This is a genomic window from Yinghuangia seranimata, from assembly GCF_029953285.1.
In the GTDB taxonomy this organism is placed as follows: domain Bacteria; phylum Actinomycetota; class Actinomycetes; order Streptomycetales; family Streptomycetaceae; genus Yinghuangia; species Yinghuangia seranimata.
In genome coordinates, this window is sequence record NZ_JASAOI010000028.1 from 156,103 (window position 1) to 181,376 (window position 25,274).

The 25,274-nt window shown below is 71.8% G+C and carries 17 protein-coding genes; 5 read left to right on the plus strand and 12 right to left on the minus strand.

Annotated features, from left to right (window positions below):
- The first annotated feature begins 25 nt into the window (after nt 1-25).
- Nucleotides 26-1,801: a DUF6114 domain-containing protein gene (locus QI554_RS19080; RefSeq protein WP_281471281.1), complete on the plus strand. Its 1,776-nt coding sequence runs from the start codon at nt 26-28 to the stop codon at nt 1,799-1,801.
- Between the two features lie 199 nt (nt 1,802-2,000).
- Here the strand turns inward: QI554_RS19080 and QI554_RS19085 are convergent, their stop codons facing one another.
- On the minus strand, nt 2,001-2,834 hold the full coding sequence (locus QI554_RS19085; protein ID WP_281471282.1) for a helix-turn-helix transcriptional regulator: 834 nt from the start codon (nt 2,832-2,834) through the stop codon (nt 2,001-2,003).
- A 156-nt stretch (nt 2,835-2,990) separates the two neighbouring features.
- Between QI554_RS19085 and QI554_RS19090 the strand changes: the two genes are divergently transcribed.
- Together QI554_RS19090 and QI554_RS19095 are read left to right on the plus strand one after the other, a co-directional pair.
- Complete coding sequence (locus QI554_RS19090) at nt 2,991-3,290, plus strand: putative quinol monooxygenase (protein WP_281471284.1); 300 nt, start codon at nt 2,991-2,993, stop codon at nt 3,288-3,290.
- A gap of 95 nt (nt 3,291-3,385) precedes the next feature.
- Nucleotides 3,386-4,636 (plus strand): hypothetical protein, encoded by a 1,251-nt coding sequence (locus QI554_RS19095; protein WP_281471285.1) that lies wholly within the window; start codon nt 3,386-3,388, stop codon nt 4,634-4,636.
- A 9-nt stretch (nt 4,637-4,645) separates the two neighbouring features.
- Here the strand turns inward: QI554_RS19095 and QI554_RS19100 are convergent, their stop codons facing one another.
- The 5 genes from QI554_RS19100 to QI554_RS19120 form a co-directional block, all read right to left on the minus strand.
- A complete protein-coding gene (locus QI554_RS19100) occupies nt 4,646-5,011 on the minus strand; it encodes a DUF4180 domain-containing protein (protein ID WP_281471286.1) in 366 nt (121 codons plus the stop codon).
- A 120-nt stretch (nt 5,012-5,131) separates the two neighbouring features.
- Nucleotides 5,132-7,537 (minus strand): 1,4-alpha-glucan branching protein GlgB, encoded by a 2,406-nt coding sequence (glgB, locus tag QI554_RS19105; RefSeq protein WP_281471288.1) that lies wholly within the window; start codon nt 7,535-7,537, stop codon nt 5,132-5,134.
- Nucleotides 7,538-7,574: 37 nt separating this feature from the next.
- A complete protein-coding gene (locus QI554_RS19110) occupies nt 7,575-9,086 on the minus strand; it encodes a maltokinase N-terminal cap-like domain-containing protein (RefSeq protein ID WP_281471290.1) in 1,512 nt (503 codons plus the stop codon).
- Nucleotides 9,083-10,777, minus strand: coding sequence for a maltose alpha-D-glucosyltransferase (gene treS, locus QI554_RS19115; protein ID WP_281471292.1), 1,695 nt, complete (start codon nt 10,775-10,777; stop codon nt 9,083-9,085). The genes QI554_RS19110 and treS overlap by 4 nt, the downstream gene beginning before the upstream one ends.
- Nucleotides 10,774-12,756: an alpha-1,4-glucan--maltose-1-phosphate maltosyltransferase gene (locus QI554_RS19120; RefSeq protein ID WP_281471294.1), complete on the minus strand. Its 1,983-nt coding sequence runs from the start codon at nt 12,754-12,756 to the stop codon at nt 10,774-10,776. The genes treS and QI554_RS19120 overlap by 4 nt, the downstream gene beginning before the upstream one ends.
- A gap of 552 nt (nt 12,757-13,308) precedes the next feature.
- Between QI554_RS19120 and glgP the strand changes: the two genes are divergently transcribed.
- Nucleotides 13,309-15,933 carry an alpha-glucan family phosphorylase gene (gene glgP / locus QI554_RS19125; protein ID WP_281471327.1) on the plus strand — a complete coding sequence of 875 codons (2,625 nt, stop codon included), beginning with the start codon at nt 13,309-13,311 and terminating at the stop codon, nt 15,931-15,933.
- Between the two features lie 69 nt (nt 15,934-16,002).
- Here glgP and QI554_RS19130 read toward each other — a convergent pair whose 3' ends face one another.
- The 6 genes from QI554_RS19130 to QI554_RS19155 all read right to left on the minus strand — a co-directional run bounded on the left by QI554_RS19130 (nt 16,003) and on the right by QI554_RS19155 (nt 23,957).
- Nucleotides 16,003-16,779 (minus strand): hypothetical protein, encoded by a 777-nt coding sequence (locus QI554_RS19130; protein ID WP_281471295.1) that lies wholly within the window; start codon nt 16,777-16,779, stop codon nt 16,003-16,005.
- Complete coding sequence (locus QI554_RS19135) at nt 16,776-18,362, minus strand: alpha/beta hydrolase (RefSeq protein ID WP_281471297.1); 1,587 nt, start codon at nt 18,360-18,362, stop codon at nt 16,776-16,778. The genes QI554_RS19130 and QI554_RS19135 overlap by 4 nt, the downstream gene beginning before the upstream one ends.
- Before the next feature lie 10 nt (nt 18,363-18,372).
- Nucleotides 18,373-18,711 carry a hypothetical protein gene (locus QI554_RS19140; protein WP_281471298.1) on the minus strand — a complete coding sequence of 113 codons (339 nt, stop codon included), beginning with the start codon at nt 18,709-18,711 and terminating at the stop codon, nt 18,373-18,375.
- A gap of 375 nt (nt 18,712-19,086) precedes the next feature.
- Nucleotides 19,087-20,631, minus strand: coding sequence for a M28 family metallopeptidase (locus QI554_RS19145; protein ID WP_281471300.1), 1,545 nt, complete (start codon nt 20,629-20,631; stop codon nt 19,087-19,089).
- 249 nt (nt 20,632-20,880) lie between these two features.
- Nucleotides 20,881-21,039, minus strand: a complete 159-nt coding sequence (locus QI554_RS19150) for a hypothetical protein (RefSeq protein ID WP_281471302.1) — start codon at nt 21,037-21,039, stop codon at nt 20,881-20,883.
- Between the two features lie 101 nt (nt 21,040-21,140).
- A complete protein-coding gene (locus QI554_RS19155) occupies nt 21,141-23,957 on the minus strand; it encodes an ABC transporter substrate-binding protein (RefSeq protein WP_281471303.1) in 2,817 nt (938 codons plus the stop codon).
- 416 nt (nt 23,958-24,373) lie between these two features.
- On the opposite strand from QI554_RS19155, the gene QI554_RS19160 reads away from it, so the two are divergent.
- Nucleotides 24,374-25,273 (plus strand): hypothetical protein, encoded by a 900-nt coding sequence (locus QI554_RS19160; RefSeq protein ID WP_281471305.1) that lies wholly within the window; start codon nt 24,374-24,376, stop codon nt 25,271-25,273.
- Nucleotide 25,274: the final 1 nt, after the last annotated feature.

Below are 25,274 nucleotides of genomic sequence, written 5' to 3' on the forward strand. Positions count from 1 at the left end.
CCAGGCGTCCCCATCTGGAGCCTTCGTGAGTAACATCCAGCCGAGCGAGCCCCGTCGACCCGAGGCGGGGCAGCCGACCGAGGCCGCCGCAGCGGTGACCGACGGGCCGCGTTTCCGCGGACCGTTCAAGCGGGAACGCCGCAAGGTCCACGAGTGGCGTCACTCGCGGCCCTTCTGGGCGGGCTTCTTCATCCTGCTCGGTTCGGTGCCGATCCTGTACTTCCCGTACGCCACGCTGGAGATAGGCAACGTCAGCGTCGCGATGCAGACGATGGCCGGCGCGGCTTCGGCGATCATCGGCTGCGTCCTGATCCTGCTGGCGATCATGATCTGGGTCCAGCCGCAGTTCCGGGTTTACGCGGGCGTGATCGCCCTGGTGTGCGGCTTCATCTCGTTCATCACCTCCAACCTCGGCGGGTTCTTCATGGGCCTGCTGTTCGTCACGATCGGCGGCACGCTCGCCATCGCCTGGACGTACGACGAGGCGGAGGACGACGGTGCGGATCCGGCGGAGCCCAAGGGCGGCGCCGGGGACGGCGGTCCTGAGCTGATCGAGCAGCCGAACGAAGGGCTCGGGATCTTCGTCCCGCCGCCCACCGAGGCACCGGAGGCCGCCGGCGCGGCGAAGGCCGGCGCCGCCGAGGGCGGTGTCGGCCTGGGGGAACCGTCGGCCGGGTCGGCGTCTAGCCGCCCCGGCAGCACCCAGGACGTGTTGGACAGCTCCGCGCGCACGCTGAGCGGAGCGGCGAAGTTCACCGCCTTCGCCGGAATCCCGACGGTGGCCATGGTCGCCGCGCTGCTGCCCATGGGCAGCCCGAGCGACCCGCTGCCGCCGAACCCGTTTGCAGACGGGCCGTGCGTGAGCGCGTCGCCGACCGCGGGCGTCCCGTCCGGCGGTGCGACCTCGACGAAGCCGTCGTCGACCGCACCCGCCGCGCCGAACGCCACGCAGCAGCCGGTGGCACCCGCCACCCCTGCCGCCGGTTCGTCGACGACCGCGGCCAAGGCGCCGAACGCGCCCGCCGCCACGCCGACGACGACCAAGCCCGGTCTGCTCGACCCGCTGAAGTCGGTGCCGATCCTGTCCGACCTGCTCCAGCCGAAGTCGGCGACGGCGGGAACGACCGGAACGACACCGCCGCCCGCGACCGGCGGCGCCCCCGCGGCGCCCAAGGCCGCGGCGGACCCGGCGACGACCACCCCGACCGCGCCGACCACCCAGGCGCCGCAGCCGGGGGCCACGACGGCACCGACGACCGACAAGCCGTCGACCGCCACGCCGAAGCCGACGTCCACCGGAACGAAGCCGCCCTACCCGTGCCCGGCCGAGGGCCCGATCAAGGCGAAGGCGGCCACCTCCGGCGACCCGGTCCTGCCCGACGAGCCGTGGATCCTCAAGACCAGCCTGCTCGCCATGGCCGGCATGGACTACAAGGGCGTCGTGAACGTCACCACGGGCAGCGGCAAGACGAAGCCGGTCCTCAAGTTCGAGGTCAGCGCCGGCGTCGACATCTGGAACCTGGACATGACCTCGCCGGTCGACCAGTACGGGAACCGGATCCATGTCTTCTCGACGAACAACGTCAAGTCGTACATGAAGGACGGCACGGTCACCTTCTACACCGAGAGCCTCAAGGGCAACCTGTTCGGCCTGATCCCGATCGAGTTCACGCCGAGCAGCCCGCCCCCGCTCAACGTGCCGGTGGCCTTCTTCACGAACGTCACGGTCCGCCAAGCGGGCCAGACGGGGGCGACCCTGGTCATCCCCGACATGACGATGCGCGACGAGAAGGCCTCCTAGCAGGCACAAAACCCGCAGTGAACCGGCGGCCCGGAGCCCATATGGCTCCGGGCCGCCGTTCGTTGTCGCACGCCGATCGTCAGCGGTGGGCCGGGCCGCCGGCCGGGTTGGCCGGTTCCGGGCCGCCGGCCGGGTTGGCCGGTTCGCGGTGAAAGTCCCTCGGGTTGCGGGGCGGGCGCGGTGGCTCGGTGGGGGGCGGCTACGGCTGTGCGGCGAGGCGGCGGAGGGCTGTTTCGGTGGGGGAGCCTGGTTCGGCGGTGTAGGTGATCAGGCTGGTGTCCGGGTCGGCGGTGGAGGTGAAGCTCTCGAAGGAGAGGTGGAGTTCGCCGGCTGCGGGGTGGCGCATGTGGTAGTCGCCGCCGGTGCGGTCGGCGACCTGTTGCTCCGCCCAGAGCTTGCGGAACTCGGGGCTGGCGTCGGTGAGTTCGTCGATCAGGGCGGTGAACGCCGGGTCGTCCGGGTGGCGGCCGAGGTCGCGTCGGAGGTAGGCGACGACGTTCCGGGCCTTGACGTCCCAGTTGACGTAGCGGGCGCGTACGTCGGCGTCGAGGAAGACCAGCCACGCGGTGTTGCGGCGCTCGGGCGGCATCGTGTCGAGCGGGCCGATGAGTTCGGCGTAGAGCGGGTTCCAGGCCAGGATGTCGGTGCGGCGGCCGACGAGGTACGCCGGGACGTCGGACATGGCCGCGAGTAGGCGGAGTTGGCCCGGCGTCGGGGTCTGTGCGGCCGTGGACGGGGTCGCGGGGCGGCGGCCGATCGCGCGGGCGAGGTTGTGGAGGTGGGCGCGTTCGGCGTCCGTCAGGCGCAGGGCGGTGGCGACCGCGTCGACCACGGCGTCGGAGACCGAGTCGGTGCGGCCCTGCTCGAACCGGACGTAGTAGTCGACGCTCACGCCCGCCAGCCGCGCCAGTTCCTCGCGGCGCAGGCCCGGTACGCGGCGCCGGTCGCCGTACGTGTCCAGGCCCGCCTCCTCGGGCTTGAGGCGGGCGCGCCGCGAGCGGAGGAACGCGCCGAGTTCAGCTCTGCCGTCCATGATCATCATTTTATGGGGGTTCTGGTGGACCCAGGTTCGCGGGTGGGAGGGCAAGGCTCGGCCCTGGGTGCGGGGGCGGCGGGGCAGCAGGATCTCTCTCAGACGAAGGAGGGCGCGCGGATGCGGCTCTCTGAACTTCCCTGAGAGGAAACAGACATGACCCTGACCGTCATCGCCGCGTTCGAGGCCAAGGCCGGCCGCGAGGACGACCTGCGCACCGCTCTCGAAGCCATGATCGAGCCGTCCGTCGCCGAGCCCGGGTGCATCGGGTACGAGCCGTACGTCGACCCGAACCGCCCGGAGCGCATGGTCATCGTCGAGGAGTGGGACGACCGGGCCGCGCTCGACTTCCACTTCACGACGCCGCACTTCAAGCACGTCGTCGGCGTCCTGGACGAGCTGCTGGCGGCGCCGTTCCGGATCCGGTTCCTGACCGACACAGAGGAGTCGGCCTGACGGACGCAGGCCGGCCCGCTCTCAACCTTCCGCGTGAGTCACCAGGTCTCAGGAGAGGCGGCCGAGTTCCGGTCGCGTTTCGGATGGAGGCTGATGTGACGATCTTGAAGGCGCTGAGCGGGCGGCGGCCGACAAAGGCGGCCGGGAGCCGGGCCCGGCCGCTCGCCGCCGTGGTGGCCTGCGCCGTCGTGGGCGTACTGCCCATGGCGTCACCGGGGACGGCGGGAGCGGCGCCCGCCCCCGCGACCGGTGTCGTCGTGGCGGCCGGTGCGCCAGGCGAGGGCGGCACGCTGGACGCGTGGCACATCGGTGGGATTCCGGTGCAGCGCGCGGGAGTTCAGTCGGTCAGTACGGCCGGCGGGGCGGCGTTCTCCGTGGGGTTCGGCTTCGCGGGCACCGGCCGGGACCTGGTGTTCCAGCCGCTGGCGGCGCGTTGGAACGGCCAGGCGTGGACCGTCGACGAGGTGCCGCTGCCGCCGGGGGCCGAAGACGCCCGTCTCGACGGGGTCGTGGCGCTCAACGCGCGCGACGCGTGGGCGGTCGGAAGTTGGCAGGGCGGTGGCCAGGAGCACCAGCTCATCACCCACTGGGACGGCACGGCATGGCGGACGTCCGACGCGGCCACTGTCCCCGGCGGCCTGAACGCCGTCGCCGCCACCGGACCGAACGACGTGTGGGCCACCGGATTCAGCCAGAACGAGGACGGTTCGACCAAGGCGGCCGTGCGCCACTGGGACGGCCGGGCATGGACCGACATGGACCTCAAGGCGGACACCGGCGACGCGCCCTGGTCCCGCTACTGGGTGTCGAGCATCAGCGCCGTGTCGCCGAACGACGTGTGGCTCGTCGGCGTCGGGAACCTCGCGGTGCACTACGACGGCCGGACGTGGACCCGGACCCCGATCTCGCCCGACCGGAACGCCTGGTTCGAACACGTGCGCACCAGCCCGGTGTTCGGGACCTGGGCGGTGGGCTTCTACACCGCGCTCGGCACCCCGCGCGAGCCCGCCGCGTTCCGGTGGGACGGCACGGCGTGGCAGCGCATGCCCCTTCCCCAGGACTCCGGCGCGCAGCTGGAAGACGTGGCCTTCACGGCGACCGGCCCCGTCGGCGTCGGCTACAGCATGGACCCGCAGTACGGTCCGCACGCCTACGGCCTGACGCTGCCGGCCTGGCCCGGGGACACCCCGCGGCACCTGGAAATGCCGCACGGCGCGAGCCAGCTCAACGCCGCCGCGGCGGGGCCGGGCGGGATCGGCCTGTGGATCGTCGGCGACGCGCCGAACGATTACGAGACGCCCGCGCCGTTCACGGCCTGGGCGCTGGTGCCGCCCCGCAGCAGCTGACCCCCGGGGTCAGGCGGCCAGGCGCGTCCCGAAGGTCTCGATCGAGTCGAGGAACCACAGGTGCGGGCCCTTGTTGGTCTCGCGGACGAAGTCCGCGAGGGCCGTGCTCGCCGCGGCGTGGTGGGCGATGTCGCCGATGACGGCCAGGCCGAGCCGGTAGTTCACGAACTTCTGGGCGACCTCGCCCGCCAGGCGGGTGCGGAGGTCGAAGAAGGCGTCCGGGAGTCGCGACACCGGCAGGGCGATCCACTCGGCGCCCGTGAACATCGTCGAACCGATGAGGTCGAGCGCGTCCTGCTCGGACGTGATCGCCGCGCCGTCGGCGTCGCAGACCAGGACGGTGGTGCCGGTGAAGTCCTGGAGTGTGTCGGCCATGGCGCGGTCCCTTCGACGACTGTGCGGTCACCGAAAGGCTAGTTGCCGGGGGCGGGGGTCGCCGAACGGATTTCTCCGTCGACGTTCCTCGCCCCCGGCGACCGCCGCGCGTACGACAGGTCAGCCCTCAGGGGTCAGCCACAGCGTGGCGAGCGGGGGCAGGGTGAGGGTCGCGTGGCCCGAGGCGTCGGCGACGACGGTTCCCATGTTGCCCACGTTGCTGCCGCCGTACATGTCCGCGTCGGTGTTCAGCGTCTCGCGCCAGTTGCCGCCGCGCGGGAGCTGGATGCCGAAGTCGTTGCGGACGACGGGGGAGAAGTTACAGATCGCGACAAGGAGTTCGCCGGAGGACCCGTGGCGGATGAACGACAGCAGGTTGTCCGCCGCGTTGCCGCCGTCGATCCAGGTGAAGCCGTCCGGGGTGGTGTCCTGCGTCCACAGCGCCGGCTCGGCCGCGTACCGCGTGTTCAGGTCGCGGACGAGCCGCTGGACGCCCTGGTGTTCGGCGTGCTCCAGCAGCCACCAGTCCAAGCCGTGCGCCTCCGACCACTCCGCGTCCTGGGCGAACTCGGTGCCCATGTAGAGCAGTTGCTTGCCCGGGTGGGACCACATGAAGCCGAGGTACGCGCGCACGTTGGCCATCTGCTGCCACCGGTCGCCCGGCATCTTGTGCAGCAGGGACTGCTTGCCGTGCACCACCTCGTCGTGGCTGATCGGCAGCACGTAGTTCTCGCTCCACGCGTACATCAGCGAGAAGGTGATCTCGTTGTGGTGGTACTGGCGGTGGATGGGCTCCTTCTGGATGTACTCCAGGGAGTCGTGCATCCAGCCCATGTTCCACTTCAGCCCGAAGCCGAGGCCGCCGTGGGAGGTCGCCCGGGTGACGCCGTCCCACGCCGTCGACTCCTCGGCGATGGTGACGATGCCGGGGGCGCGCCGGTAGACGGTGGCGTTCATCTCCTGGAGGAAGCTGACGGCGTCCCAGTTCTCGCGTCCGCCCTCGGCGTTCGGCGCCCAGTCGCCGCCCTCGCGCGAGTAGTCGAGGTAGAGCATCGAGGCGACGGCGTCCACGCGCAGGCCGTCGATGTGGAACTCCTCGGCCCAGAAGACCGCGTTCGCCACCAGGAAGTTGCGGACCTCGTGCCGCCCGTAGTCGAAGACCAGCGTTCCCCAGTCGGGGTGTTCGCCGCGCCGCGGGTCGGGGTGCTCGTACAGCGGCGTGCCGTCGAAGCGCGCCAGCGCCCACGCGTCCTTGGGGAAGTGCGCCGGCACCCAGTCCACGATCACGCCGACGCCGGCCTGGTGCAGCGCGTCGACGAGGTGCCGGAACTCGTCCGGCGTCCCGAAGCGCGAGGTCGGCGCGTAGTAGGAGGTCACCTGGTAGCCCCACGAGCCGCCGAAGGGGTGCTCGGCGACCGGCAGGAACTCGACGTGCGTGAAGCCCATGTCGCTTACGTACGAGGGGAGTTGTTCGGCGACCTCGCGGTACGACAGGCCGGGCCGCCACGACCCCAGGTGCACCTCGTACACGCTCATCGGCAGCGCGTGGTGGGCCCGGTCGCGGCGCGCGGTCATCCACGCCTCGTCGTTCCAGGAGTACCACGACGTGTTCACGACGGACGCCGTCATCGGCGGCACCTCGGTCGCGAACGCCATCGGGTCGGCCTTCTGGCGCAGGTGCCCGTCGCGTCCGAAGATCTCGAACTTGTACTTGGCGCCGTCGCCGATGTCCGGGACGAACAGCTCCCACACGCCGGACGATCCCAGCGACCGCATCGGATGCCCGGTGCCGTCCCAGTAGTTGAAGTCGCCGACCAGCCGCACACCGCGCGCGTTGGGCGCCCACACCGCGAAGGACGTGCCGGTCACCGTCGCGCCCAGCGTCTCGAACGCGCGGACGTGCGCGCCCAGCACCGTCCACAGCTTCTCGTGCCGGCCCTCACTGATCAGGTGCAGGTCGAACTCGCCGATCGTCGGGAGGAAGCGGTACGGGTCGTCCGTCGCGACGACGGCGCCCTCGTACGTGACCTCCAGCCGGTAGTCCGGGACCTTCTCCGTCGGGAGGAGGCCGGTGAACAGCCCCTCGGCCTCGTGCACCAGCTCGTAGCGCGCGTTCTCCGTGACCGCCACGACCCGCTCGGCCCAGGGACGCAGCACACGCAGCACGACGCCGTCGGGGTCCTCACCGTCCTCGCCGCCCTCGGGATGCGGCCCGAGCAGCGAGTGCGGGTCGTAGTGCGCGCCGTCGACGAGGCGGCGCAGGTCGTCCGCGTCCAGCGGGGGCGCGGCGGGCAGGCGCACGGCCGGCGACGCGTCCGGCGCGGCACCGCCGTCGGCCGCGACCTTTCCGGCAGCCGTGACCTTCCCGGCGGCCTCCGCGCCGCCGCGGGCCTCGGCCGCCGGCCGCTCGTCCTTGTCGTCGTCGCGCGCCTGCTTGTGGTTGTTGTCGTTGGGTGTCCCCGAACCCGTGGCGACGGTGCTGCGCTTCGCGGGCTCGAGGGGGTCCACCGTGTGAGTGGGCGTCACGTCGTTGACCTCCAAGGGGTGCTGCGGGACGGGAGCACTAGTGGTGCTGCGGTGCGCGGTCGGCGAGCCTGCGGATCGCGGACATGGGAACCGGCAGCCAGGTCGGCCGGTTGCCGGACTCGTAGACCACCTCGTACACGGCCTTGTCGGTCTCGAACGCGCGCAGCAGCACCGGTTCGTTGCGCGGATCGACCGATCCGGCCTTGGCGTACCCCGCGCAGAACGCTTCCCGGTTCCGCGCCGCCCATTCCTCGGCGCGGCGCACGAGATGCGGGGCGGGGGCGCCGGCGCCGCCCGCGCGGCGTTCGGCGAGCAGGTGGCGGGCGGCGTAGTCGAAGGAGCGCAGCATCGCGGCGATGTCGCGCAGCGGCGAGTGCACGGCGCGGCGTTCGACGAGCGGTTGGGCGGGTTCGCCCTCGAAGTCGATCAGCACCCAGCGGGTCGCGGTGCGCATGACCTGGCCGAGGTGGAAGTCGCCGTGGATGCGCTGCAACGGCACGGGGTGGTCCTCGCGGCCGAGCGCGGCGAGGTCGACGTACGCGTCGCGCAGCCGGTCCGCGTACGGCGCCAGCTCCGCGACGGTGTCCACGGCCGCGTCGAGGCGTCGGCTCATCTGCTCGGCCAGCGCGCCGAGTTCGTCCTCACCGGCGATCTCGGTGGGCAGCGTGCGGGCGAGGTCGGCGTGCACCTCTGCGGTCGCGACGCCGAGCCGGAACGACTCGCCGGCGAAGTCGCCGCCGACCTCGTGGGCGCGCAGCGCGTCCAGCCCGGCCCCGCCGAGTCCGCACAGGTCCTGGTCGGCGTACAGGTCGCGGACGGACGTCTTGGCCAGCTCCCACCCGTCGGTCCCGGTGCGCAGGTACTCCTGGACCAGGCCCAACGTGGTGGTCTCGCCGCCGAACCCGGCCTCGAACCACGCCACCGGCTGCGGCACCCGCCGCGACCCCGCGTCGGCGAGCGCCAGGCACAGCTCCAGGTCCGGGTTGACCCCGGGGGTGAGCCGCCGGAACAGCTTGAGGATGACGTCGTCGCCGAACACGATCGACGTGTTGGACTGCTCGGCGCCGTGCACGAGTCCGGCCAGTTCGGTGCGCGGGGCGCGTTCGGCGTACCGGTGGAAGACCAGCGGGCCGGCGGCCTCGGGGGTGCCGGGTGCCGCGGCGGCGAACCGTTCCAGCAGCCAGCGGGTCAGCTCGGGGTCGTGGGCCGCGTCGTACAGCACCGCGCCGTCGTGCGCGCCGCCGCGGACGCGGCCGATCGTCGCGTAGTCGAGCCGCTCGACCCGCCGGCGGCGCACGCCGAGGAGTAACTGGTAGTGGTCCGTCTTCTGGGAGGCCTCGGCGGGCACCTCGTGCTCGACCGCGAGCACGAGGTGCACCATCGCCGGGTCGCCGCGGACCACCGGGACCGCGGAGACCACCTCGACCCCTCGGATCGCGCGGCCCTTGCCGGCGAACCATCTCTGCCGCGGCAGCCACGGCAGCAGCTGTCCGCAGACGGCGTCCACAGGGATGCCGTGCAGGTCCTGGGGTCGGGTGGGCTCGTTCACAGCGTTCGCGCTCCCCGGGTGAGTCGGAACCAGTAGAAACCGTGCCCCGCGAGCGTCAGGAGATACGGGAGTTCGCCGATCGCGGGGAACGTCACTCCGCCGAGCAGCTCGACGGGCTGGTAGGTCTCGAACTGGCGCAGGTCCAGTTCGGTCGGCTGGGCGAACCGCGAGAAGTTGTGCACGCACAGGACGACGTCGTCCTCGTACTCGCGCAGGAAGGCGAGCACCGACGGGTTGGACGAGGCGAGTTCGTTGTAGACGCCGAGGCCGAAGGCCGGGTTCTGCTTGCGCACCTCGATCATCCGGCGGGTCCAGTGCAGCAGCGACGAGGCGCTGCTCATCTGGGCCTCGACGTTGGTGACCTGGTAGCCGTAGACCGGGTCCATGATCGTCGGCAGGTACAGGCGGCCCGGGTCGCACGCGGAGAAGCCCGCGTTGCGGTCGGGGGTCCACTGCATCGGGGTGCGCACGCCGTCGCGGTCGCCGAGCCAGATGTTGTCGCCCATGCCGATCTCGTCGCCGTAGTACAGGACCGGCGAGCCCGGCAGCGACAGGAGTAACGCGGTGAACAGCTCGATCTGGTTGCGGTCGTTGTCGAGCAGCGGCGCGAGGCGGCGGCGGATGCCGACGTTGGCGCGCATCCGCGGGTCCTTGGCGTACTCCGAGTACATGTAGTCGCGCTCTTCGTCGGTGACCATCTCGAGCGTCAGCTCGTCGTGGTTCCGCAGGAAGATGCCCCACTGGCAGTTCAGCGGGATCGACGGGGTGCCGGCCAGGATCTCCGAGACCGGGTACCGCGATTCGCGGCGCACCGCCATGAAGATGCGCGGCATGACGGGGAAGTGGAACGCCATGTGGCACTCGTCGCCGTCGCCGAAGTAGTCGACGACGTCCTCGGGCCACTGGTTGGCCTCGGCGAGCAGCACCGTGTCCGGGTACTTGTCGTCGATCTCCTTGCGCACCCGCTTCAGGAACTCGTGGGTGGCGGGCAGGTTCTCGCAGTTGGTGCCTTCCTGCGCGAACAGGTAGGGCACCGCGTCGAGGCGGAAGCCGTCGATGCCGAGGTCGAGCCAGAACCGCAGCCCCGCGAGCATCTCTTCCTGGACGCGCGGGTTCTCGTAGTTCAGGTCGGGCTGGTGGCTGAAGAACCGGTGCCAGTAGTACTGCTTGCGGACCGGGTCGTAGGTCCAGTTGGAGGTCTCGGTGTCGACGAAGATGATGCGGGCATCGGGGTACTGCTTGTCGTCGTCGGCCCACATGTAGTAGTCGCCGTACGGGCCGTCCGGGTTGTTGCGCGACTCCTGGAACCACATGTGCTGGTCGCTGGTGTGGTTCATGACGAAGTCGATGACGACGCGCATGCCGCGCTTGTGCGCCGCGTCGACGAACTCCACGAAGTCGGCCAGGTCGCCGAACTCCGGGAGCACCGCGGTGTAGTCGGCGACGTCGTAGCCGCCGTCGCGCAGCGGCGAGGCGAAGAAGGGCGGCAGCCACAGGCAGTCGACGCCGAGCCACTGCAGATAGTCGAGCTTGGCGGTCAGGCCCTTCAGATCGCCGCAGCCGTCGCCGTTGCTGTCCTGGAAGGAACGGACGAGGACTTCGTAGAAGACGGCGCGTTTGAACCACAGCGGGTCGCGCCGGCTGCGCGGGGTGTCGTCAAAGGTGTCGGAGATGGGTTCATTGACGATCACGGGTTGTTCCTCCGGACCGAGAAGAGATGCGCGGGTTCGAGTGCCGGGTCGAGCCGCACGTAGTTGTGCTGCCCCCAGCGGTAACTCGCCCCGGTGAACTCGTCGTGCACCGGGAAGGCGTCCTGCCAGTCCATCCCGAGGGAGGGCATGTCGAGGGACACCGTGGCCTCATGGACCGCGTGCGGGTCGAGGTTGACGACCACTACTACGAGATCCTCCGCGTCACCCGTGCGGGTCCGCTTCGAAAAGGCCATCACCGCATCGTTGTCGGTGTGATGGAATTTCAGGTTTCGCAGGTGTTGCAGCGCGGGATGGTGCCGCCGCACCCGGTTGAGCGTCGTGAGGTACGGGGCCAGGGTCCGCCCCTCGCGCTCCGCCGCGGCCCAGTCCCTGGGCCGGTACTGGTATTTCTCGGAGTCCAGGTACTCCTCGCTGCCCGGTGCCACCGCGAGGTGCTCGAACAGCTCGAAACCGGAGTACACGCCCCAGGTCGGGGACAGCGTGGCGGCCAGCAGCGCGCGGATCTTGAACGCCGCGGGGCCGCCGTACTGCAGCGACGCGTGCAGGATGTCCGGGGTGTTCACGAAGAAGTTCGGACGCATGTACGCGGCCGCGTCCCCGGACAGCTCGGTCAGGTACTCCTGCAGCTCGGCCTTGCCGGTGCGCCACGTGAAGTACGTGTAGGACTGCTGGAAGCCGATCTTCGCGAGCGTGTGCATCATCGCCGGACGGGTGAACGCCTCGGCCAGGAAGATGACGTCGGGGTCGCGGCCGTTGACCTCCCCGATGACCTTCGCCCAGAAGTTCACCGGCTTGGTGTGCGGGTTGTCGACGCGGAAGACCCGCACGCCGTGCGCCATCCAGAAGCGCAGCACGCGCAGGGTCTCGCGGACGATCCCGTTGAAGTCCTCGTCGAAGTTGACCGGGTAGATGTCCTGGTACTTCTTCGGCGGGTTCTCGGCGTACGCGATCGAGCCGTCGGCCCGGCGGGTGAACCACTCGGGGTGCTTCTGGACCCACGGGTGGTCGGGGGAGACCTGGAGCGCGAAGTCGAGGGCGACCTCCATGCGCAGCTCGCGGGCGCGCGCGACGAACGCGTCGAAGTCCTCGAGGGTGCCCAGGTCCGGGTGCACGGCGTCGTGCCCGCCCTCGGGTGAGCCGATCGCCCACGGCGAGCCGGGGTCGTGCGGGCCGGCGTCGAGCGAGTTGTTCGGCCCCTTGCGGAACGCGCTGCCGATCGGGTGAATCGGGGGCAGGTAGACGACGTCGAAGCCCATCGCGGCGATCGCCGGCAGCCGCTCCATCGCGGTCCGGAACGTGCCCGACCGCGGCGGCAGCACACCCGCCGGGTCGACCTCGGCACCCTCCGAACGGGGGAAGAACTCGTACCACGACCCGAACAGCGCACGCTGGCGCTCGACCTGCAGCGGGAACCGCGCGCTGGACGTCACCAGGTCGCGCAGCGGGTGCGCGGCCAGTGCCGCGGTGACCGCCGAGGTGAACGCGCCGGCCAGCCGCTCCTGCGGGTCCAGCGCCTCGTTCCGCAGCGTGTCGACCGCTTCCAGGACCACGCCGCGGCCGCGCTTCGCCACCCCTTCGGCGGCACGCTCGAACAGCCGTGCGCCCTCTTCGAGCATCAACTCGGTGTCCAGGCCGGCCGGGACCTTGATGCCGGCCGCGTGCTTCCAGGTCGCGACCGGGTCGCTCCACGCCTCCACCGCGTACGACCACATGCCCTCGGCGGCCACCGTGACCTCGGCGTGCCAGCGGTCCGTGCCCGGCGCGCCCGGCGTCATCGGCAGGAACGCGCCCGCCCGGCCGCGCGGGTCGCGCAGCACGAGGTTGGCGTTGACCGCGTCGTGTCCTTCGCGGAACACCGTGGCGCTGATCTCGAACGCCTCGCCGACGACACAGCGCGCGGGGCGCGTGCCGCAGTCGACGAGGGGCTGCACGTCGAGGATGGGAATGCGACCGATCATCGGCTCCGGTCCTGCTGCGGTGGGGACGGAAACGGCTCGTTTTGCGGCGGATGCGGCGCCGCCGGAACGGGGCTTCCCGGTGGCCGCCTTGGGAGGGACGGAGGTCTCGCGAGGGGATCGGACCGTCCCGCCCGGACGCTTCCTGGCCGCACTGCCCATGCCCACGCTCCTGCTCGACTGCCCGGTTACGGCGACTGCGACACGTGCACTCACCCGCGCAGAGGAGGGCGAGGGGACGCGCTCATTCAACGATCACGACGGGGGGCGGGCACGGTCCAAACGGCGCAATTACCGCGGAATGACCAGCGGAATACGCCGATTGCCGGAAGCTCCGCCGCCGTTTCGGCCGGCGGACCCCGCCCGGAGAGCTCCGACGGCCGTTCCGTTGGGCATCCCGTTGTGCATGCCGATGGGCGTACCGCCCGGCAAGTGCCGCGCGGCCGCCGCCCGATGGGCGTACCTCGGGCGCTGCTGCAAGATCTTGCCATCCCTGCAAACACAACGCATCCACTGTCGCAAGTCATGCCGGGTTCCGGCTAGGGTCTGATGGCTGTGAGAGCAATCCGCCGATTCACCGTGCGCACGGTTCTGCCCGCTCCACTGGAGCCGCTGGGCGAGCTCGCGATGAACCTCCGCTGGTCCTGGCATGCGGAGACCCGCGACCTGTTCGAATCCATCGACCCGGAGACCTGGGCCGCCGTCGGCCAGGATCCGGTCCGACTGCTCGGCGCGGTGCCGACCGACAAACTGGCCGCACTCGCCGAGGACCGCAGATTCCTGGCCCGCCTGACGGTGGCCGCCGAGGACCTGAACCACTACCTCACCGGGGCCCGCTGGTACCAGTCGCTCCCCGAACCCGGTACGACACCGGACGCGGCACCCGCCGCGATCGCCTACTTCTCCCCGGAGTTCGGCATCACCGCGGCCCTGCCGCAGTACTCCGGCGGTCTCGGCATCCTGGCCGGCGACCACCTCAAAGCGGCCAGCGACCTCGGCGTGCCGATCATCGGCGTCGGCCTGCTCTACAAGCACGGCTACTTCCGCCAGTCGCTGTCCCGGGACGGCTGGCAGCAGGAGCGCTACCCGCTGCTCGACCCCAACGAGCTGCCGCTGACCCTGCTGCGGCGGCCCGACGGCGACCCCGCGCGCGTCCTCATCGGCCTGCCCGGCGGCCGCGAACTCCACGCGCGCATCTGGAAGGCCCAGGTCGGCCGGGTCCCGCTGCTGCTGCTCGACTCCGACATCGAGGACAACGAGCCGTTCGAACGCGAGGTGACCGACCGGCTGTACGGCGGCACCAGCGAGCACCGGCTGCACCAGGAGATGCTGCTCGGCATCGGCGGCGTCCGCGCCGTACGCGAGTTCTGCGCGCTCACCGGCCACGCGCGCCCCGAGGTGTTCCACACCAACGAGGGCCACGCCGGGTTCCTCGGCGTCGAACGCATCCGCGAGTTCCACGAGAGCGACGGCCTCGACTTCGACGCCGCCCTCGAAGCGGTCCGCGCCGGCACCGTCTTCACCACCCACACGCCCGTCCCGGCCGGCATCGACCGGTTCGACCGCGAACTGATCGCCCGGCACTTCGGCGGCGACAACGCCAACGCCGCGGTGCCCGTCGACCGGGTGCTCGCGCTCGGCGCCGAGACCTTCCCCGGCGGCGAACCCGGCGTGTTCAACATGGCCGTCATGGGCCTGCGGCTCGCACAGCGCGCCAACGGCGTCAGCGAGCTGCACGGGCACGTCAGCCAGGGCATGTTCGCCGGCCTGTGGCCGGGATTCGACGCCGAAGAGGTGCCGATCGGCTCCATCACCAACGGGGTGCACGCACCCACCTGGGTGGACCGCGACGTCCTCGACCTGGCCGCCCGGGAGATCGGGCACCAGCTCACCGAAGAGGCGCACGGCTGGTCCGCCATCGAGCAGATCCCCGCCCGGTCGGTGTGGGAGCTGCGCCGCACCCTGCGCGCGAAGCTGGTCACCGAGGCCCGTGCCCGGCTGCGCGCGTCGTGGAAGCAGCGCGGCGCGGGAGACGCCGAACTCGGCTGGACCGAGCACGCGTTGGACCCGGACATCCTCACCATCGGGTTCGCCCGCCGGGTCCCGTCGTACAAGCGCCTGACGCTCATGCTGCGCGACCAGGACCGGCTGCGCGGCCTCCTGCTGCACCCCACCCGGCCCATCCAGATCGTCGTGGCCGGCAAGGCGCACCCCGCCGACGAGGGCGGCAAGCGGCTCGTGCAGGAGCTCGTCAAGTTCTCCGACGGCGAGGACGTGCGGCACCGCATCGTCTTCCTGCCGGACTACGACATCGCCATGGCGCAGCACCTCTACCCCGGCTGCGACGTGTGGCTCAACAACCCGCTGCGGCCGCTGGAGGCGTGCGGCACGTCGGGCATGAAGGCCGCGCTCAACGGGTGCCTCAACCTGTCGATCCTCGACGGGTGGTGGGACGAGTGGTACGACGGCTCGAACGGATGGGCCATCCCCACCGCCGACGGCGTCGAGGACCCCGACCGGCGCGACGACCTCGAGGCCAACGCGCTGTACGACCTCGTCGAGCACAACGTCGCCGCCCGCTTCTACGACCGCGGCACCGACGGACTGCCGAGCCGCTGGCTGGAAATGGTCCGGCACACGCTGGTCTCGCTGGGCCCGAAGGTGCTGGCGTCCCGCATGGTCAAGGACTACGTCAACACGCTGTACGCCCCCGCCGCGCTGGCGGCCCGGGCGATGGCCGCGGACGACCTGGCCGGGGCGAAGACGATCGCGCACTGGAAGGCCGAGGTCCGCGGGTCGTGGCCGCAGGTGCGGGTCGACCATGTGGAGTCCGGCGGGATAGGAGACGCCCCCGAGGTCGGCAACACGCTCGACCTGCGGGTCTTCGTCTCGCTGGGCGAGCTGCGGCCGTCCGACGTCGAGGTGCAGGTCGTGCACGGACGGGTCGACGGCTCCGACGCGATCGTGGACGGCGCGGTCGCCCCGCTGAAGCCGGTGCGACGCGACGAGCACGGCCGGTGGCTGTACGAGGGCTCGCTCGCGCTGGACCGAACGGGTCCGTTCGGGTACTCCGTGCGAGTGATGCCGGCGCACACCCTGCTGGCCTCACCTGCGGAGCTCGGGCTCATCGCCGTTCCGGAGGACGGAGAGGGCGTCGCGGACGGTCTCCCGCTGAGGTAGCGGCATCCGCAGCGCGACGGGCGCGGCATCGGGTGCTCCCGGTGCCGCGCCCGCGTGCGGGTGACGGTCTCAGCCGAGCACGTCGCGGACGGCGCGCGGCTGCGGGGCGGTCGTCGCCGACGTGGTGCAGTCGCCTGTGCGCTTGGCTCGAACGAGCGTGTGAGCCGGGGGAGGCGGCGGCGCGCTCGGCCACACCGGCGCGCTCGGCGGCAGGACGGGCAGCAGCCCCGGAAGGCTGAACGGCCTCCGCTCCTCGGTCCGCCGCACGGCCCGGCGGCACGAGCTGGTGATCCACACCTCGACGCGGGTCTGGGGACGACCGCTGAAGACCCGGAACGTGTGCCCGTGTTCGACGGGGATCGCGCCCATCAGCAGCCACGCGTCGAACGGCCCGTTGCCGGCGGGGGCCGCGTCAGGGTTGGCGTAGCCGGTGACGGCGAAGCCGCATCCGACCGCGTGCTCGTACATCCGGGTGAACGCGGTACGCGGATCCCCGCGCGGAGCGGCGAAGGCACCGGCGGCCCAGAGGTTGTAGTACCCCTCACGCCAGGGATGCGGCGTCCCTTCGTCGTCACACGGCCCGGCCTGAAGCTCGACGGCCCCGAGCGAGGAGGCCGCCCCGGCGGCGTCGAAGAACCCGCGCAGCAGCCGGTAGCCGGCCGCGCGTGCGTCGTCGACGGAGAGCACGGGGACGTCGGGGGCGTCGTACCCGCCGGAGGCGCCCGGCGCGGCGAAGCCGCCGCCGACGCCCGGCACGACGCCCGCGGGCCCGACCTCCGGTGCGGCACCGGCGCCGCCGCACCCCGGCGCTTCGCGCGGCGCGAGTTCGCGGCCTGGTCTCGTCATGGCTTCGCCGTGTCGTAGAAGCCCATCGTCACTCTCGCCTGGGCCGCCAAGCTCTCTTCCGGGGACTGGTCCGGGTTCAGGTCCCAGTAGCTGAAGTGGCCGCCGGGGTTGGTCGGGAGGCGGGTGGCGCCGAAGGCCGGGTCGCTCGGGAGGCGGCCGTGGACCATGCCGCCGGCCGGGGCTATGAAGTCCGCGTCGGCCTGTTCGACGAAGACGTGGTCGGGGTTCATGTGGAGGTCCGCGGCCTTGTCCACGTGAACGCCCGGGCTGCCGATCAGGATGATGTCGTTCGCGGCGAGGCCCTTGTCCGTCCGGGCGGCGTAGGCCACGACGTCGGAGCCGTAGGAGTGGCCGGTGACGGTGACACGTCCCCCCTGCGGGGCCGTCGCGCGGACGCCGTCGACGAACTGGCCCAGGCGGTTGGCGCCTTCCTCGGCCCGGGAGGGGCCGAGGCTGCTGCTGAAGCCGGTCCAGGTCGCCTCGGGCGCGTCGTAGTCGAGCCACAGGACGGCGGCCGCGTCGCCCGGCTCGTCGCGGGTGAGGCGGTCGGACGCGGTCTGCAACCGCGTGGTGCGGGCCAGGTGTTCGTCGAGTTTGCCGGAGACGGTCGCGTTGACCCCCGGCACGAACACTGCGGTGCTCGCCGCCGTGTCGGGGTTGCCGACCGCGATCACGACCTCGCCGTCGCGTGCCCGGTTGCCGAACTTCAGGAGCAGGAGCCGGCTTTCGGGCGGCCGGTTCGGGTCGGTGGCCAGGGCGTTCTGGATGGCGCGGAGGTTGTCCCACTCGCGCTTCTGGGCGTAGGTGGCGGTGCCGCCGGCGATGAGCGGTGCCAGGACGGCCAGGCGCGCGCTGAGCGTGGTGCGGTTGGCCTCGTCGCGCACCGTGCACGGGATGCCGTCCATGCCGCCGATCTGCGGACCGAACTCCGCGAGGTACGTGCGGCGTTTGGCCTCGCTGAGGGACGTCCACCACGCCGCGGCCTGCGTCGGGTCGAGGAACGCGAACGTGCGCGACAGGTCCTCGGCGGCGTTCTTCCACGCCGCGTCGTCGGCGGACGCGACCTCGAACGGCGACAGCCGGGCCAGCGCGGCGCTGTGTCGCGCGTCGGCGTCCGCGGCCTGGTCGAGGATGGCCTGAACCCGCCGGGTGTAGTCCTCGATCTTGTGCTTCCAGGCGAGTTCGGTCGCGGGGTCGCGCGGTGCGGCGTTCGGGACGGCCTCGGTGACGGTGAACCGCTCGCCCTGCCCGGTGACCGAGACGCCGTCGCGCAGCGCGCTGTACATCTCGCTGAACAGCCTGGTCTGTGCGCCGGCCAACTCGTCGACGGCGAAGTCGAGTTCCGCGGCGATGCTGCGGGCCTCGACACCCGCGACGCGGATGCGCCGCAGCACGGTCTCCAGTTCGGCGTCGGCAAGGCCCGCGGCGTCGCCGGTCCAGCCCGCCGCCTCGGTGCCGGCGCAGACGCCGTACTCGAAGTCGCGGGCCAGGTCGTCGAGTCGGTGCATGGTGCCGGACCAGACCCCGGCGTGCGCGCGGAGGCCGTCGAAACGGGCGTTCTCCAACGCCTCGAAGGTGATCATGCCGGTGCGCCTATCGGGCGTCTGCGGTGTTGCGGGCCTCGGCTTCGAGATAGGCGCGCATGGTGAGCCGGATCTTCTCCGCGCAGGCGGTGGCGGCGGCCGATATCGCGCCGATCTCGCGGCCCCACGCCTCGGCGATGTCGGAGGCGGCGCGTTCGGTGCGCAGGCCGAGCGGGCCGGTGTGCGGCGCGACGGCGAGGCCGAAGGAGAGGCCCAGCATCAGGTCGGCGGCGTCCTCGGCGCGGGCGGCGGCGGGCTGGAGCATCTCGGGGTGCACCTGGAACGACCGGCCGTCGCCGGGCGTTCGGCCGGTGAGCAGGTGCGGGTCGCTGACGGGACGTCCGGGCACGGGCGACGGGGTGGTGACCGGCTTGGGCGCGCCGGGTCCCCCGGGTCCTCCCGGTCCGCCGGTCGCTCCCGGCGTGGGAGTCGTTCCGGGACCCTGCCCAGGGGTCGGTTGATCGGCCATGACAAGTCCCCCGACTCATGCCACCGTCAGCTGCCACCATCTGAATACCGGCCGTCACTTTACTGACTGTCCGCCCCAGGTGACAGGGCACATGCCGGGAAGGTCGGCTTCCGGTCACCTGGGGCGGCCGCGGCGGTTTCCCGTCGCGATCTGTCGATCAGTCAGATCAGTCGGATCAGTCGGATCAGTCAGGTTCGCCTGAATCGTCAGGCGGGTCGTTCACGTGCGCGGTGCGTGGTGCGGCTGCGCGGTCGGTCACTCGGCCACGTGGTCCCCGGCCGCCGCGGCCGCCGGGGCCTTGGCCGCGCGGAGCGTCGGCGGGAGGCCCGGGTTGCCGTCGTTGTCGCCGTTGACCATGTGCGTGTTGTTGGCGAACGTGCCGAGCGCGTACCCCATGAGCTTGCCGTTGAGCTCGAGGTAGTTCTTGTCGAGGTTCGCGTAGGTGTCGCACGCCGAGTGGTAGCACTTGTCGTACGCGACGCCCGCCGTGCCGCCGAACTTCGCGGCCTGGTCGGCGGTCTTGACGCCCTCGGCGCCGGTGAAGGTGCCGCCGGAGGGGACGCCCACGGCGATGAACGGCCCGTAGTCGGAGCGGCCGTCGAAGTCGGTGCCCTCGTGCGGCTTGCCCTTGTTGTCGAGGTAGCCGTTGAGGAACGCCTCGATCTCGGCGGAGCCGGCCGGGCCTGCGGGCGAGCCCGCGTGGTCCGAGTCGTCGCCGTCGTACACGAACTCGGCGGAGTTCGGCGACGCGATCATGTCGAAGTTCAGGTACAGCGCGATCTTGCGCTGGTCGGCGGGCGCGAGCGAGTCGACGTACGCCTGCGAGCCGAGCAGTCCGAACTCCTCGCCCGACCACCACGCGAAGCGCAGCTTGTTGGCCGGCCGGTCCTCGATCTTGCCGAGCTGGATGGCGGCCTCGATCAGCGCGGCGCTGCCGGAGCCGTTGTCGTTGATGCCCGGGCCCGCGGCGACCGAGTCGAGGTGCGCGCCGGCCATGACCACGTTGTCCTCGTCGCCCCACTTGGACTCGGCGATGACGTTGGTGGTCTTGCGCTGCTCGCGCAGCTGGCGCAGTTCGAGCGTGATCGTGACCGGTCCGGAGGCGGCCTGGGCGGCGAGCGCCTCACCGGCCTCCTGGGTGATGCCGCCGGTCGGGACGATGCCCGCCGCCGGGTCTCCGAGCGTGCCGTTGAGGTCGCCGGGGACGCGGTTGTATATGACCGCGGCGATGGCGCCGGCGCCGGCCGCGGTGGCCTGCTTCTGGGCGAACGTGCAGCCGCCGCGCTTGATGAGCGCTATCTTCCCGGCGTAGTTGCCGGTCGCGTAGTCGGCCGGGTCGCAGCCGTACGTCGCGTCGGCGTCGTCGGCGGGGACCACCGCGATCTGCCCGGTGATGCCGCCGACCGGGGTGGACGGCGAGTACGACATGACCTTGATCGGCACGTCCGAGGGCGCCGGCGAAACGACCTTGAGGGTCTCGGCCAGCGTCTCGGTGTACGTGAACTCGAACTCCTGGCGGGTGACCAGGTAGCCGGCGTCGTACAGCGCCTCGTCGACGTAGTCCGCCGAGGCGTTGTGCCCGGGGGAGCCGGCGACGCGCGTGCCGTTGTTGTTGTCCGCGATCTTCTGAAGTGCCTTGAGGTGCTTCAGTATCTTGTCCGCCGTGACCTTCTTGGCGACCATGTCGCCGAGCTTGGCGTCGTCGTGCGGGTGGGCGGCCGCGGGGGTTACCGCAAGGCCGACCAGCGCGAAGCCCGCCAGAGTGGCGGTCAGGGCCCGGCCGAGGTGACGGTGCGTCATTCACTACCTTTCCTGGGCAAATCGGGCGTGCCTGCACACACGTGTGCCCCGTGGGATGGTGGGCGTGGTGCGAGACGCGCGGGGACGTTGCGCGGAAACGTATCCCCTGGGTCCGCTGAGGGAACAGATGTTCCGCCCGGAATTTACAAACAATCCCGGGAATGGCGGGCAACAACCGGAATCCTGCCTGCCGTTAGGCCGAACGGGTGGAAGAACTCCGGTTCGACGCCTAAGATCCGCCGCGCGCGCTCAGTGCAGGACGAGGTCGCGGAAGGTGCCGGAGACGGCCAGGAGCACGGCGAAACCCAGCACCGGCGTGACGATCAACGCGATCACAATGCCGATGCCGTAGTCCATCAGGCGCAGCCGCCAGCTGTCCCATTCCTCATCGTGCTCGGGGTTTCCCACCGCCGCACTCCCCCTTCATCGCGGTGCGGCGAGTCTAGCCGCGGGACAGGCGCCCCGCGCGGCGACGACTTGGTCGGTCCCGACCCGTTCGGAGCAGCCGTTCAGGGCTTCGCGCGGGCGACGTCGGCCCACTGCAGGATGCCGTCGGCGTACGCGCTGTCGAGGCCGGTCAGCGCGTCCTTGACGTGCACCGCGTTGAGCGAGATCCGGCCGTAGACCCACCACGGCGGGTCGTTGTTCAGGGCGGCGAGCAGCGTCGCGTACGCGGTCTTGCGGGCCTGGTCGGACGTGGCCGAGCGGACGGCGGTCCAGGCGGCGTCGACGGCGGCGTCCTGGTAACCGGACGGGCTGACGCCGCCGCGGGTCTGCGTGTACAGCCACGTGGTGATGTCGGGGCCGGTCGCGTACGTCCAGATGGCGTCGTACTGCCGCGTGGCCATCAACTGGTCGTACTGCTGGCTGACCTGGACGGTCATCGTGACGTTCCGGTAGCGCGCGAGCTGGGCCTTGGCCGCCTCCATCGTCGACTGCTCGTTGGCGCCGCAGACCACGGTGAACGCCAACGGCTTTCCCTCAGCGGCGAGTTGGTCGAGCAGGCGCTGCGCCTCGGTGGCGTCCTTGGCCGGCTGCTGCGGCAGGCCCTCGCTCACCGGTGAGTCCGACGGGACGACGCTCGTGGAGACGGTGACACCGCTCTGCGCGCTCCTGGCCAGCGCGTCCGCGTCCAGCGCGAGGGCGACCGCCTTACGGGCGCGCGGGTCGTCGAACGGGGCGCGACCGGCGTTGAACGTCATCATGATGCCGCCCGGCTCCGTCGTCGGCCGCAGCTCCAGCCCCGCCGAACGGGCCTGCGCGACATCGCGGTTGGCGCTCTGGAAGTTCAGGTCGGCAGTGCGCGCGATTACCGGGGCGACCGGCTGGTCGCTGTCGACGGCGAAGACCAGCGTGTCCAGGTACGGCTTGTCGGGGCCCCGCCAGTAGTCGGTGTTGCGGACGAACGTCTGCTTCCTGCCGCGCTCCCAGCTCTGCAGCTTGAACGGCCCGGCGCCCACCGGGTTCGCGCCGAAGCCGGACGGGTCCTTGCGGACGGCGGTCGGCGAGGCGACGTACGACAGGTCGGACGCCAGCAGGTGGTCGAACGTCAGGTCCGGGTACGGCAGCGTGATGCTCAGGTGCGTCGGGTCCACGACCCGCGTCGTGAGGCCACGCACCGCGCCCGCGTGCACGGACTTGACCGCGGGGTCGGCGAACCGGTCCCAGTTGAACTTGACCGCGTCGGCGTCGAGCGTGCTGCCGTCGGAGAAGCGGACGCCCGGCCGCAGTTCGAGCGTCCACGTGAAGCCGTCGGGGCTCGACGTGAGGCCCTTCGCGAGGAACGGTGTGACCTTGCCGGTGGACGGGGTGAAGACGACCAGCGGGTCGTACAGCGCCGACATGCGCTGGCCGTCGCCGAACGGGCGGTAGGAGACCCCGGCAGGGTCGAGCGACGTGGAGTCGGCGTTGATCGACACCGTGACGGTCCCGCCCCGCTGCGGCGGGAGCGCGGGGGTGTTCGGCCCCGACGAGTTCTCGGCCTGGCCGCCCTTGTCCTTGTTGACCAGCAGCGCGGTGAGGGTGCCGAGACCCGCCAGCACGCCCAGCGCGGTCACGACAATGAGCGGGACCCACACGCGACTGCCGCCGGGCAATCGGTCGAGCCGCCGCCGGGCCGGCGGGGCGGGCGGCGGGTACAGGTGCAGCGGGGGCAGCGAGTGGGGGACGGACGACGGCGGGGGAGGCACGGGCACCGCGTCCGGATAGCCGGAGGCGTCATGCGGCCACGGCGGGGGCGTGGTGGACGGGGGAGGCGGCGGAACGGGGGCGGGCACGGCGTCCGGGAAACCGGAGACCCGGTTGCGCCACGACGACGTGGATGCGGGGGAGTCTGCGGCGGTGGTGGTGCCGGGCGGGGTGAGGCCGGGGCCGGTGAGGCCCGGTCCGGTGAGGTCGGGTTCGGTGAGGTCGGGTTCGGTGCGGTCGGGCGAGGCGCCGACCGCCGTCGCACGGGCCAACTCCTGTGCCTGACTGCGCCGTTCCGCGATCGACGCCAGCACCGCCGGGGGCAGCCAGTCACCCGCCGGGCCCTCCGACAGCGCATGCACCAGGTCCATCGGCCGCGGCCGCTCCGCGGGATCCTTGGCCAGGCACGAGGCGACGATGTCGCGCAACTCGTCCGGCAGCCCCGCCAGTTCCGGCTGCTGGTGCACCACCCGGAACAGCATCGCCTGCGCCGACCCGCTCCCGAACGGCGCCAGCCCGGCCGCCGCACACAACACCGCCCCGAGCGCGAACACGTCGGCGGCGGGCGTGATCCGGTCCGCGAGCAACTGCTCCGGCGAGAGGAACCCGACCGAACCGACCATGAACCCGGTGCGGGTGACCGTCGAGCCCTCCAACGCCCGCGCGATCCCGAAGTCGATGACGCGCGGCCCGTCCTCGGCCAGCAGGATGTTCGACGGCTTGAGGTCCCGGTGGATCAGCCCGCACGCGTGGATGGCCTCCAACGCCTCGGCGAGACCCGCCCCGAGCACCCGCAACGCGTGAACGGGGAACGCGCCGTGCGCACGTACAGCCTCTTCCAACGACGGCCCCGGGATGTACTCGGTGACCATCCACGCCGGCGTCGCATCGGCGTCGGCCGCGACGACAGCCGCGGTATGGAAGGCACTGACCCGCCGCGAAGCATCCACCTCACGCCGGAACCGCACCCGGAAGTCGTCGTCCCCCGACAACTCGGCGCGCACCGTCTTGACGGCCACCAGCCGCCCACTCGCCGACCGCCCGAGGAACACCTCCCCCATCCCCCCGGCCCCGAGCCGCGCGACGGTCCGATACCCCCCGACCTCCCGCGGATCCCCGGCCCGCAGTTCCTGGATCACGCGTCAACCCCCTCACCAGCCCGGACATCGGACGGTACCGCAGCCACCGACAAGCTGGCCCCGGTTGCCACCGACCGGTACCCGACCGCGACCCACCCGCCGGCCGACGTGCCGCCCAGCTCCGACGCGAGCAGACGCCTGGGCGTCGGCCCAACCCCGTGCGTCGGATGGGTTGGCCCGTTGGCGGTCGGCCACGTTGGCGGTGGGTGAACGGGTGTTCGTCGAAGGGGGGTTCAGGCTTCGCTCGTCGGGGTCGCCTTTGCCCGTGCCAGGGTGATCTCGTCGATTCGGGGTGGGGGCGGGCGTAGCGTCGGGGGATGGCGGGTGAGTGGCAGGCCGATCCGTTGCCGTTTCCCGGGGTGGAGGCCGCGCCGGAGCGGTGGCTCGCGGAGGTGGCTCGGCGGCAGTGTGGGTTGGTGACGGTCGGGCAGCAGCGGCGGGGTGGGGTTCGGGACCGGGTGCGGGCGCGGCGGGTTCGGGAGGGGGTGTGGCGGCGGGTCGCGCCCAATGTGGTGCTGGTCGGGGCGGGGCCGGTGACGCGGCGGCAGCGGGTGTTGGCGGCGGTGCTGCATGCCGAGCACGGGGCGTTGGCGACCGGGCTGACGGCGTTGGAGCTCGGCGAGGTGCGGAACGTGCCGTACCGGCCGGAGATCCATCTGCTGGTCGGCCGCGCGCACCGGGGGAGGGGGCTGCCCGGTGTCGTGTACGAGCGCACGCGGCGGTTGCCGCCGCCGCAGGCGTTGCGGGTGCCGCCGACGGCGCCGTACCCGCGCGCGGTGCTCGACGCGTGCCGGCGGTTGGCCTCGGCGGAGCAGGCGCGGGCGGTGGCGTTGGCCGCGGTGCAGGCGCGGGTCTGCGATGTCGCGGCCTTGGCCGTCGAGGCGGCGCACGTGCCGCCGGGCGACCGTGCGCGGGTGGCCGCGATCATCGACGAGCTCGCGTCGGGGGTGCGGTCGTTGCCGGAGGCCGAGTTGCGCCGGCACGTGCTCGCCGCGGGGCTGCCCGAGCCGTTGTGGAACCCGCGCGTCCACCTGCCGGACGGCACGTTCCTGTGCTCGCCCGACGCGCTGTGGCCGCACCTGGGGGTCGCCGCCGAGGTCGACTCGGTCGCGTACCACTACGCCACGGCCGCGGCGCGCGCCGACACCGCCGCCCGCGCCGCCCGCATGCGCGCGGCGGGGCTGGTCGTCGTGTCGTTCCTCCCGGGCCGGATCCGCGACGACCCGTCGGGTGTCGTCAGGGTGCTCCGCGACGCCCTGGCCGTCGGTGCGACGCGGGAGGTGCCGGTGCTGACCGTCCACGCCGCGAGGCCGTGAC